Genomic DNA, 12,051 nt, shown 5'->3' with positions numbered 1-12,051 from the left:
AAAAGTTCCAGCCTTTTTTTATTGTGGGGTTTCTTGCCTTAAAGTTGACCTGGGAATCAGTCTGAGTGTCAAGTTTTGTCTCAATCCTGCAGTTTTTAGAGCTGTACATCCACCAGCCGCCATACATTGCATGGTAATATGCCAGGTTCTTTTCTCCTGTGAAGACGTCATTGCTTTCAGGCGGCGTGTTTGTCGTCTTTCCGTCCTTGACAGTAACTCCGTAATACTTCTCTTTCAATGGCGAGAAGTAATACGCGGCCTTGATTGAAAAGTCCTTGTCATTGCTGTAGCCGCACGTGTTTGTGTATCCATCCCGCCTTCCCATGTCAATAAGGGGAATAACATTCCAGCCTTTGAAAACCTGAAAAGTCAACTTGCCTGTCTCGGCACTGTAATCTCCGTACGTCTGCAGGGCCTGGCCAAATGCCACGCTTGAAAGCATCAGAACTGCTGCCACAATCCCAAAAAATATCCCATTCATAATTCCAATCCTCCAAACACCAGAATAGAGCTACTGATACCCTCAAGCAGGCAATGGCGGCGGTGGCGGTATGTCCCCCCCTCCGTTTCCCCCATTTCCGCTGCCCCCGCCGTCATTTCCTCCGTTTCCGCCATTGGGCGGGCTTGGAGGCTGCGGCGGGTCTTCCCCCCCGTTTGGGTTGGTGTTTGTGCAGCCAAAAGACAAAAGCAGGACAAAACACAGCGCAAGTGCGACAATTGATTTTATCTCCATAATCAGCTTTGCGCCTCCCCATATTTATATTTTGGCATGTTTTTGTGCGGTTCGGGGGAGCGGGGCAGTTTTTTGCTCTCTTCCAAAGCTTCTAGGGCTGCTCTGTGTAATCCTCGTATGTGCTGTCATTGAAAGAGTAAAGAAGCCTGTCGCCTTCAATTTCCATTTCATTTGGCTCTTGCGCAGAATTAGGCATGTACTCCGATGAGCTTTTTTCTGCCCCTGCCTTTGGTAATATTCTTGCGCTTTTTTGCAAATCAACATGCCACACTTTTTGCCCAAAAGAAAAAATCACATAGGATTTTTTGGATGCCCCGATGCCCACCCTGGCATCGTTGCTTCCAAGGCAGCGCAGCATTGAGCACAAAAGCACCGCCTTTCCAACATCGTCGCATGCGCCTGCAGCTTCAACATCCTCAAACGAAAGCCAGAAATTGATGGGCATTTGGACCGTGGGTATTTTTGAAACATGGGCAATGGCCCTGTCGCAGGCAGCCAAAAAGTCGTTTTCAAAAATGTAGGGGTGGAACTGGGACTCAATTTCCTGCGAAAGCGCCACGATTTTTTGGTCATGTGGCCTGATTAGAGTCTTAAGCTCTGTTATGGACTTTGTTTCCTGCTCCTCTATGTATTGCTCGTATCTTGCCAAAATGCGCCTTAAAATTTCAAGCTCGTGCCTTAAGCCAGCCTCCTGCTGCTCCATGCTTTTGGCTGAGGCAACTGAAGCCTGAGCCTCCCCTTCACTCTTTTTTTTCAGCCCGCCTTCCTTGAAAAAAGGCAAGTCAACCATAATTCTCTCCCACAAAATGTGTTAGAAATTAGGTGTTGCGTGGTATAATAACCTTTGGCTATTGTAAGGCATTATTTTTTTGTGGGAAAAGAAAACCCTATATGTATCTTTTGCAGGAGGCAAAGGCAACAAGCACGTTTCTTGTGCACTGGGGTGTTGCAGGCTGGCTCATTGAAAGAAGATAACTTCCTATGTTTGCATAAGTGCATCCCTGCCCGCCAATCGGGTTGCAGATGCCGCTGCTGCAAGACATTGCAACAGTCTGTCCGTTGCCACAGGCCAATGTTGCGCTTGCAGGGCTGGTGCCTGCGTATGTGACGGACGGGGCAATCTGGTAGTTTGGCTCTATCACAGGCGGCGCATAGATTATGCACGTTCTATTCGCGCCTATGCTCACATTTGATGGCAGCGTGCAGCTAAATCCCGTGGTGTGCATTGCCTTGATTTGCTTGTTTAGCTCGACTGCAGCCGCAGCGTCAACAACAAGCCTTGAGACGTGCGGCTCGCTGTTTGTCTGTGCCGGGTTCATCACCGCGTTTGCAGGGTCAAACGTTGTTGTCCAGCCAATGCTTGTTGTGGCATTTGTGCAGGCAACAACCTGACTTGCATTGTTAATGCAAATTGCCTGCACCGGATAGCTTGACCCCCTGCTTGCATTATAGTTTGCAAGTGCAAGGCTTGTCGAGTTGAGGGTGCAAGACGCTGGAATGCCGCTAGTTGGGTTGACCTGGACTGCAAGCGAGTCATTTGCAAAAAGGATGTTTCCCTGGCAGTTTAAGACACTTGAGTTGAACATGATATTTATTGCCAGTGTGCCTGTGAAAAATGCTGCAGGGGCTGTAATGCTTGCATCCCTTGCAACTGTTGCAAGCGGCGGGATTGACTGGCCCCAGTTTGCCCCTGGCGTGAGCACAAAGCCGTTGTCAAGGGATGCAGACACAATGGAAATGGGGATGCTGTCGCCGTTGTTCCTTATTACAAACTGCACTGGGACTGTCTGGCCGGGGTTTATGTTTAACGGATTCGGGGACAGTGAAATGATGTCTGGGCTGATAGTTTGCGGGTCCCGGACAAGAATTGAAATGCTTGAGAAAGTTGTTGGCGGATTCCAAACATACGGCTCATACTTGTATTTTTCAGTGTAGGCGCCAGTCTCCTCAAGTTTCATAATGGCCCTGCACACAAGATTGCTTACACTTGAGTAGGCAGTATAATCTCCTGTTCCGGCTGCTGCAAATGTTGCCGTGCCAACACTTTCAGGGTTTCCTGTGTCTTCAAAACCAATTGCCCCGCGCTCAACCCGTATTTTGGCATCCGCCTTGCAAAAGAAGTTTGTTGGCGAGTTGCCATTCTGGTTAACTCCCATATTGGCTATATATGGGTGGTACTTTGTTGTCTCATCATAGAGCGGAACCAGCTGATCAAAAATAAGATTAAAACTTTTTATTATCGGGTTACTTGCATTTATCCCGTCTGTCAGTGCCTGATCCCATTTAATGGGTGCATTATATGTGTTTGATGCTGGCGGCGGCTTTGGCCTTGCACCGCCATCCCAATCATCGGCCGGGAACGGAGTTTTTGATGTAAAAACACTGTCAGCAGCCCATTTCGAGTCTGAAGCAAATGAACCTACCAGGTTTCCAGGGCAAACAACATCCCCGCCAGTCAAATCATTCAGGTTTGCGTTTCCACTTGGGCTGTAAAGTATCCTTGTGCCTGTGCTTGACAAACCAACAGTTGCTTCTATAGAAAGCCGCGTGTTTAATGTTATCGGGGTACCGTAAACAAATTCGGTGTCAAATTTAGACACCGTAGTGTTAAGCGCAAATTGAGGCATTGTTAACAAGCAAATAACAATGGGAAAAATCAGTGCCACTTTGGCTGCCGTTTCGTGCCGTTCAACTATTTTTTTTAGCTTGCGCATTTTACGACCCACAGAGGCTACTTGAACAGCATCCATCTCAAATCCAATGTCACTTTGTCAAGATTCCGTATCTTCCAATCCGATGGCATATCTGTTCTTGTTGCAGTTGTGGCAAGCAATCCAAGCATTAGGTTTTCGTTGAGTGTGTAATACGCTCCAACGTTAAGGCTGACTTCCTTGTCCCGCCCGACTCCGGCACTCTGCATGAACATCACGCTTCCAACCTGTTCCTGCAGGCTAAACTGCGAACCCAAATGTTTTTTCTCCCCGCTTGCCTCATAAGTTGATTTATACTCGAATTTTATCGCTTTATACTTTGCTCCAAGGCCCACAGTTACAAATGCGCTGTTGCCAAACAATTCTGATGAAATGCCTGTAAGGCCTAAGTCAAGCTCCCCAATCTTAAGCCCAACCGGCCTGTAGGTTTCAAGCCCTATTTTCCAAGATGCCTTATCATTCTCAAGTATGGCTCCAAGCTGGACCACTCCTGCTGGCGAAAGCATGCTATACTCAAGCCCCAGGCGCTCTATGTTGTCCGGGCTTTTTATCCGCTCGATTATCTCATTTTCAGTCATTATCACATAATCTTTGGTTCCTGTCTCATAGGTTGCGGTAATCATGTAAAGTGGCGCAAACAACCCGGCTTGATATGCTTTCCCATTTTTTACAGCTTCGCTGTATTGCCTTGCAGCCTCAAGCGAACCTGCTGAAAATTTAACCGACTGCACGCTCTCAACTTCCTTGATTTTTATCCCAAATCCCCCTTCTTTTAAAATGTTTGGCACAACGTTTTTTGCAAGGGTCGAACCTGAAAACAAACCCCCTTGCGCATTTCTCCAGGTGTTGTTTTTTATGTCCTCTATCGTGTACCCAAAAAGCAATTTCCATGCCTGCGGACTGTCGCCGTGCTTCCGCAGTATTGCGTTTATCTCACCAATCGACACGCCCTCTGGGTGGCTCGGGCTTTCTGTTAATGCCTTAAGCAAATTGTCGGTTTTGGAAGTTTTCGTGTTTAGCGAGTTTATCAAGCCGCCAAGGCCTATTGAAATTTCGCTTGGGCTAAGCCCCAAGTCTTTGCTTTTAATATATGCCATCAGATTTCCCTGGACTTTTTTTATCTCATCAGCAATATTCTCTATTTTTTTCACATCTGCGGGGTCATTGCTATTGTAAAATCCAAAAAGCGGCGTGCCAAGTATGTTAAATGGCGACTCAAGCTGCCTAAATACATCCGGGGTTGTTTTATTAAGTACTGTGGGCTCAGTTCTTATTGGGGTTGTGCCAAGGTCAAATGCCGTCCAATCACCGCTAATATTGGACTGCACCGAGTGGTCCTCACCACTAATCTGTTCAAATCTCGTTCTTAAGTCCTCGGCAAGCGTTTTATATGTAATCCCTTCCCTGTAAAGCGGAGGTGTTTTCAATGCCATCCCCCTGCTTGTTTCTATGCTTTCAATGGCATCGCGAAGCGATTTGAGCAGCATCCCAACATCCCGGTTATCTTTTTGTCCCGGCTCCATCTCATCATATAGCCTGTTTCCATATCTTATCAGGACGCTTGCAGCCACCTCTTTTTTGTCTTCTTCCCCATCTTTGATAATTTGCCACAAAGTGCCGACATAAGTCAAATGGGCTTCAGTGCCTGTCCCAGGTTTTTTGTAATCAAGCATTTTCCCCACACTTGCCTCAAGTTCATCAAACGCCAAATCCGCATAGCCGTTTATGACAAGCTGCGCGCTCCATGCCTTGTAAGCCTGGTTGGACCAAGCTTTCTGTACAAGATTGGAGCCTTCCACGGTTTCGCTTTTTATGCTCTCAAAGAAATCCGCAGTTTTTTTTGCAACATACTCCTTGTCAGAAACAAACGCGTCTGCTGCAAACATCAGCTTTATATACGCTACTCTCATCCTAGCCGAATTCCCGCTGTCGGTTATCCTCTCCTTGTAAATCCTTTCAATGTCCCCAAGTTCAAGGTCAATATTTGGCATCCCGCAGGCATCTTTTAATTGCGATATGTTGCCCAACAACTTGGCTGTTTCACTATCGTTTATGCCGGTTGCTTCATTCCTGATAATCGGCAAAACCGCATTTTTTGCAAGTAAAGCCACATCCGAGCCGGAAACCAGCTCTTCCAAATCGGATTTTCCAATTTTGCCTTCTTTATGCAGTTTATACACAGAAACCTGCAATGAATCTATGCATGCGGCTGCGCTTTTGACAAGCCCTTCAAGGCTTTTCGTATCAAAAGTTGCAATCTTTTGTGCGTACATGTCAGAAAAAACATCATTCATTAAACTCAACGAAGCGCCATAAAAACTGCCGTGCAATGAGTGGTCATTGGCATGCTCCAAGTTTGAAATCTTTTCATTGGCTTTGGAAAACAGGTTTGTAAACTTCACGTCCGAGAAAATCTTCATTTTTTCCTGTCCTGAAAGTTTTGCAATGTCATTTTTCAGATAATTAGCCATTTCCTGCAAGACCGTTGCTGTTTGGGCGCTTGTATTTGCTTTAGAAAACGCTTCTGCAAGCTCAAGGGCTTTTTTTTGCGCAGCCTCAAGCCCAATTGCAACTGCTGGCGTGTCCTCCTCTCTTCTTTTTTGCATCATAGCCATCTATTAACACCTATTGCGCTTCCTGCCTTTCCCAATATGCGTCTATCCGAACGATTGCATCTGCCCTAAACTTATTCAAATCGATATTTGCAACCCCCATCTCATCTCCTATTCTCTCAAGCAGGACGCCTCTTTCCCTAAGCGCTGCCTGTACCATAGGATTCCCAATATCCATCTTCAGGTATACTCCCTTGCCGTTTCTGTCTGTAACTGCCTGCCCAATTGTCACTCCATCCAAAACCACGTCCCTTCTCTCGCCCGCCCCGCCACTTTTAACTATGGCTTGGGCAAAACTTTTTGAATCCGGGTCGTGGCTCTCATCAAATAATTCCAGGGTTCCAGCCTTTGCATCCCATTCTGCAATAACATAAGTGAATTTAGGATTTGAGTGAATATTCCCCAATGGGGCCTCCAGGGTTCGCTTGTTGGATGCATCCAAATCTATGCGCGCAGTCATTATGCCAATTCTTGCAATGTCATCAATCGCCGTGTGGGCAATAAGCCTTGCACTTGATTTGCTAACCACCTGCACGCTTGCCTCCGGCGTGGTGATTGTCTCGCCAAATGCGTTTTTGTAGCTGGCCTGCATCTTCAGGGCATAGCTTCCGGAGCCTGGCGTGCTAAATGACACAGTGCCGCTTTTTCCATCCAGCTGCGGCCTTTTTATGGCATCCTGCCCTATTTCCGTCCTGTTGCCTGCCTCATCCTCAAGCCATGCCTTGAGAGTAAAATTATTTGCAAACTGCGCCCCAGTCCTGTCAATCGCCCCGTTGTCCTTCACGGAAAGCCCAATCCTAAAGTCAACGCTGTTTCCTTCCTTGGAAGCCTCAATTGGGCCTTCAATGGTGCTTAGCTGCAGCGTGACATCTGCTACCAGGCCAACTTCAGCCCCCCTGTTCAAGTCAAGATAACTGTTTTTTCCTGTTGCCTTGTGCCTTGCCAAAAACGCGTTCATTTCCCTGAACTTGCCCTTGTTGAGCACGAACTGGCCAAAGCTTCCCGCCCCGGTTTTCTCAAAATCCAGGATGCTTTTTTTGAGGTCAAGCACTCCCTTGTCGTTGTACACAAGAAGCTCAGTTGCCGCTTTCTGGCTGTTTTTTGCAAGCATCTCGTACATGTCATGCACGCTTGTGTCAACATGCTCCCCCTTTGTCTCAACCATTCCAGTTATATCAACATTGAACTTCCTGTACAAGTCCACAATCCCCTTTGCAGTCACAGCGGCTCGCTCAAGGGCAAGCCTGTCGTTGCTCCCCTTCTGCCTTTCATAAAGCCTGAGCATTTCGGTATACTCATCAAAAGCTTTCCTGTCATTTTTCTTCACCTGCGCCAGGTAGCCTTTCTTTTCCTCTGCCCCCATGTTGCTTAAGTCTTCTCTAAAATAGTACACGTCCGGATTGAGGACTTCCATTGACGCCTTTCCAACCACCTGAAGCTTCTGGCCGTTTTGCTCAAGCTTGGTGTAGACTTCCTTGAGAATCGGCCTGACCTCGCCAAACTCTGATGCGCTTAACGCCGTTCCATCAAGCATCTTTTTTGCAATCTGCTGCGCGGTTTGCTGCTCCATCCCATGCAGTGTCAGCAGGTTGGAAATGCCGCGCATATAAACAAGCTCGCGGGCTTTCTTTTCATCGTCCGGCTTTACCCTAAAGTCGCGCCTGTAGTCCATTGGCACAAACACAGAAACGTCAAAATTCTCCCGCGTTCTCTCCTTCACCTGCGTCAGGGCGTTTTCCCCAGTCACAGTCGGGACAAAATCCAGCCCAGGCGTGCCCATGCGCGTCTCTGTCTGAAGACTTGCGCTTTCAATTGGGAAAGGCAAATTAGAATTGAGCCTGTCTGCAAATCCCGCCAATTCAGACTTTGCCTTTAATATGTTTTCCTCATCCCCGACCCTGCTTTTGTATACAGTTGCAACGCTGTTCCTGAACAGAGCATCCTTTATCGCTGCCTCTATGTTCTCAAGCCTTTTTGAAAAATCCTCAAGCGCCACTTTGTTTTGCGCTGTCGTCTCATTTTGAATGAGCTGCCTTGCCTCGCCAACACTTTCAATTATGCCACCAACAAATCTCTGCCCGCCCCTACTGTAGCCTATTTGCTCTTTCAAAAGGTAGAAATCCAGCTTCTGGCCTGCTTTGAGCTTTCCAAGCTCGCCAATAACAAAATTAGTGTTGTCCTGCACCTTCTGAAGCGCGCTTTGGAGCTGCGCACTAACCTGCTCCCTTGGCTTTTCCTCCTGCTCCACAAAGCGGTTGTAGCCCATCCAGTCACTCCCAATCAGCCTTTCATTTTCAGGGCTCATATTACGCTTGCCAGCTTTATAATATTGCTGGATTTTTGCATGCAACTTTTTAGCAGCCCACTGAAGAACCTCGGTGCGGGAGCCATCTGCTTGAGCTGGTGGAGGAGCACCGAGGCAGGCTCCCCCTAAAGGACACTACATCACACTTCCCCTTCCAAAATCCAAATCCCAGCCAAAATGCAAATTTATTTAACCAAAGCAATCCAAACAGGTGCCATGAGAATTTCGCTTCTTTTCATTGCCTCAATATTTTTTCTTGCGACTGCAAACATGCCGCGTGCCCAGCCTTCCTGCACGACAACCTCGCAGTGCGCAGAGGGCTTTTGCATAAATTCAACGTGCACTGTCCCGCAATTTGGCAACTACTCAGTCAGCGGCTTGTGCTCAAAAACAACCGATTGCAGCAGGGGCTTTTGCCTCAATTTCACCTGCATTGTCCCTGCCCCGGCAAAAGCATCTGCGGCAGCCGGATTTGGGGCGTGCAAGGGATTTCTAAACACCCTGACTGGCGGCAAGGGCCTGTTTTGCGACCTGTGGTTCCATGTCCTTGTTATGCTTAGTGCGATTGCAGCCGCCCTTGCAAGAAAAATCAAATTTCCTTTTGCAAGCATTGCAGCTTTTTTTGTCCCAGTGCTTGCAGGGTATCTTGCTGAGGCAGCCATTGGGCTTGGGGTAGCCTTTATCTCAATAGTCTACCTGATGGCAATTTCACCTGGTAGGCAAAGCCAGCAAGGGGGCAATGGCAACTTCGCATCGCAGCAGTGGCAAAAGCCAACAGGCAATGATGGTTTTAGGCTGCCTGATTCACAAGATGGCAGCGACTTTGGGCAAAAAGAAGAGTAGAAAATGCCAATGAAGATAAGAAAAGAACTGGGAAAACGGCAAGGAAAATTAAAACATAGTAACAAGACAGGCCCTATTGTTTGGCGTTTCTTACAAGTTCCACGCCAGCAAGCTTTTCGCCTGCAAGGTAGGAAATCAGGGCTTTTCCTGACAAGCTTATGTGGCCTATTTTTGACCTGTCCACCCCGAACTTTTCAATTGCCGCGATTGTGTGCCCGCCGCCAGCCAGGCTAAATGCCTTGCTTTTTTCAATGGCATCAAGGATTATCCGCGTCCCGCCTTCAAAAGCAGCCTGCTCGTAGACTCCAGCCGGGCCGTTGATTACAATCGTCCCTGCGCCAAGCAGAATTTCTGCAAATTTCTTTGCAGAGGCAAGGCCAATGTCCATAATGGGCCCGTTGCACGGAAGCATTTCAGTCTTGCACTCAATTCTTGACTGGCCAACCAGGTATGCAACATCCTGTGGCAGCAGTATTTTTTCCCCGTATTGTGCCAAAAGCTCGCGGGCTAGGCCAACATGCGCAGCAGCACCGATTTCCTTCAAATAGCTTTCAGTTGCAAACCCGAGGTTTTTGTCAGGCGGCAGCCACGACTTTATCATCAGGTTTCCAAGCACTCCGCAGGCAATAATCGCATCGGCTTTGCCTTCTGCCAGGAACTTTTCCATTATCCCAATCGAATCTTCAGGCTTTGCCCCGCCCATGACAAATACAACCGGCTTTTTCCCAGAGTACACCCTGTCAAGCGCCTCAAGCTCGGCCTGCATCACGCGCCCCGCCACCACCGTCTTTTCAAAAAAGCCTACGACCGAGGCATGCGGCCTGTGGGAAACAGAAAAGCCGTCAAGCACGAATATGTCGCAAAATTCGAAAAGCTCCTTTACTATCTGTGAATTTTTCGCATCCTGAACTGACTTGTATTTTGTCTCATCCTCAACCATCCGCACATTGTCAAGAAGAATTATCTGGCCGCCATATAGCGCGCCAATCGCAGCCTTTGCCGAAGTTCCGCACACGTCGGCGATATATGTAACCGGCTTTCCGACATGCTTTTCAAGAAGACGCGCATGCTGCTCCAGGTGCAAAAAATCATAATCTCCCTGCCTGCCCTGGTGCCCAAGAACCACGACTTTTGCCCCCTTGTCGGAAAGCTCCCTTACGGTTTTTGCATGCTGCACAAGCCTGTCGCTTTCTTGTATTGCCATTGTTTTCTTGTCCACGGGGCAGTTGATGTCTATGCGCACAAACACGCGCTTGTTTTCAAAATTCACATCATTCATCGTAATCATAAAAACACCCAAAACTGAAATGGCCTCGGACTGCATAGACATACAATAATATACAATGCGCAGGCATTGGCAAGCAAGGTTACGCAAGCCTGTGGCGCAAACCCCATTTATCGTTGGTGCGCAAAAGTATTAAACTTGCTTTGCTTGTAAATCATTACTGCAAATGCAAATGCCGGCTTGATATAATTCGGGGTGTTTATGATGAAAATCGCCATTAGCGGGTTTGGAAGGATTGGCAGGCTTGCCCTGCGCGTCATTGCTGAAAAAAAACTTCTTGGAAAAAAGCTGGATGTTGTTGCAATCAACGATACTCACGACCCAAAAGCGGTTGCGCATCTTTTCAAGTACGACTCCACTCACGGAAGGTTTGGGGGGCAAGTCGGACTCACACTCGGCTCAACGCCTCCAAGTGCAAGCCCCGACTCGGGCAATTCGCTTTTAGTTGACGGCTTGACAATACCCATAATATCCTCCCGCGACCCTCTGGCGCTGCCCTGGAAAAGCCTTGGGGTTGAAGTTGTCCTTGAAGCAACAGGCGCATTCACAGACCGCGACGGGGCAACAAAGCACCTGACTGCTGGCGCAAAAAAAGTCCTGATTTCGGCCCCTGCAAAAAACCCAGATGTCACAATAGTGCCCGGGGTAAACGACAAAATGTACAAAAAATCCGAGCATAAAATCATCTCGCTTGCCTCCTGCACGACAAACTGCCTTGCGCCAGTTGCAAAAGTCCTGCATGACAACCTGGAAATAAAATCAGGCTTCATGACAACATGCCATGCCTACACAAACGACCAGAAGGTGCTTGACGATTTCCACAAGGACTTGCGAAGAACCAGGGCAAGCGCAGCAAACATCATCCCAACATCAACAGGCGCTGCCAAAGCCATTGGCGAGGTAATACCTGACTTGAAGGGAAAACTTGACGGCCTGTCGCTTCGCGTGCCAGTCATTACAGGCTCAATCAATGACCTGACTGTGATTGTGGGCAAGCAGACTACAAAAGACGAGGTAAATTCCCTACTTAAGGAAGCATCAGAAAAGCCGCCTTTGAAAGGCATACTTGGCTATACGCAAGACCCAATCGTTTCTTCTGATGTAATTGGCGACCCTCACTCAGGTATAGTGGACGCTGGCTGCACCTATGTGATTGGAAACAGCGTCAAGGTGCTCACCTGGTATGACAACGAGTGGGGCTACACAAATCGGCTTGTGGATGCACTGGAAAAAATCCTCTAGGCCTTAAGTCAAGTGTCCTCTAGCATCTTTGGCATCTGCAAACCCTAGGGCTTTTCAAACCCGACAAGCTCGTCATCAGCCTCAACAAGCACCCTTGTCTTTTTCTCCCTGTCCTCCGGCTTTTTTTCCTCGGGTTTTGCTGCCTTTTTCTCCTCGGCAGACGCGTCCGTCTCAGTCGCTGCAACTTTCCCGTTGTCGCTCTCCTCGCCTTTTTTGCCGGCGCCTTTTCCTGCCGCCTCGCCGCTTTGGGCTTCAAATTCCTCTTGTTTTCTGACTCCAACCACTTCGCCAACGTCAATCACGTGGTCGGAGGCATCATA

General features: G+C 48.1%; 9 protein-coding genes. 2 read left to right on the top strand and 7 right to left on the bottom strand.

Annotated features, from left to right (window positions below):
- The 6 genes from FJZ26_01440 to FJZ26_01415 all read right to left on the bottom strand — a co-directional run.
- A partial coding sequence (locus tag FJZ26_01440; GenBank protein ID MBM3229069.1) for a hypothetical protein occupies positions 1–481 on the bottom strand: 481 nt, incomplete at its 3' end.
- Between the two features lie 42 nt (positions 482–523).
- Positions 524–733 (bottom strand): hypothetical protein, encoded by a 210-nt coding sequence (locus FJZ26_01435; protein MBM3229068.1) that lies wholly within the window; start codon positions 731–733, stop codon positions 524–526.
- A 91-nt stretch (positions 734–824) separates the two neighbouring features.
- Complete coding sequence (locus tag FJZ26_01430) at positions 825–1,523, bottom strand: hypothetical protein (protein MBM3229067.1); 699 nt, start codon at positions 1,521–1,523, stop codon at positions 825–827.
- A 97-nt stretch (positions 1,524–1,620) separates the two neighbouring features.
- On the bottom strand, positions 1,621–3,360 hold the full coding sequence (locus tag FJZ26_01425) for a hypothetical protein (GenBank protein ID MBM3229066.1): 1,740 nt from the start codon (positions 3,358–3,360) through the stop codon (positions 1,621–1,623).
- A 104-nt stretch (positions 3,361–3,464) separates the two neighbouring features.
- Positions 3,465–6,059 carry a hypothetical protein gene (locus tag FJZ26_01420; protein MBM3229065.1) on the bottom strand — a complete coding sequence of 865 codons (2,595 nt, stop codon included), beginning with the start codon at positions 6,057–6,059 and terminating at the stop codon, positions 3,465–3,467.
- Positions 6,060–6,069: 10 nt separating this feature from the next.
- Positions 6,070–8,361, bottom strand: a complete 2,292-nt coding sequence (locus FJZ26_01415; GenBank protein ID MBM3229064.1) for a hypothetical protein — start codon at positions 8,359–8,361, stop codon at positions 6,070–6,072.
- Between the two features lie 216 nt (positions 8,362–8,577).
- Here FJZ26_01415 and FJZ26_01410 point away from each other — a divergent pair, with 216 nt between their 5' ends.
- On the top strand, positions 8,578–9,204 hold the full coding sequence (locus FJZ26_01410; protein ID MBM3229063.1) for a hypothetical protein: 627 nt from the start codon (positions 8,578–8,580) through the stop codon (positions 9,202–9,204).
- Between the two features lie 73 nt (positions 9,205–9,277).
- Here the strand turns inward: FJZ26_01410 and pgk are convergent, their stop codons facing one another.
- Positions 9,278–10,534 (bottom strand): phosphoglycerate kinase, encoded by a 1,257-nt coding sequence (gene pgk / locus FJZ26_01405; GenBank protein ID MBM3229062.1) that lies wholly within the window; start codon positions 10,532–10,534, stop codon positions 9,278–9,280.
- Between the two features lie 156 nt (positions 10,535–10,690).
- On the opposite strand from pgk, the gene gap reads away from it, so the two are divergent.
- The gene (gene gap, locus FJZ26_01400; protein MBM3229061.1) at positions 10,691–11,731 is read left to right on the top strand and encodes a type I glyceraldehyde-3-phosphate dehydrogenase; all 1,041 of its coding nucleotides are present in this window, start codon (positions 10,691–10,693) and stop codon (positions 11,729–11,731) included.
- Positions 11,732–12,051: the final 320 nt, after the last annotated feature.

The organism is Candidatus Parvarchaeota archaeon (assembly GCA_016866895.1).
GTDB lineage: Archaea > Micrarchaeota > Micrarchaeia > Anstonellales > VGKX01 > VGKX01.
Note: the sequence above shows the minus strand (reverse complement) of the source record. Positions and strands in the feature narration are given on the sequence as shown.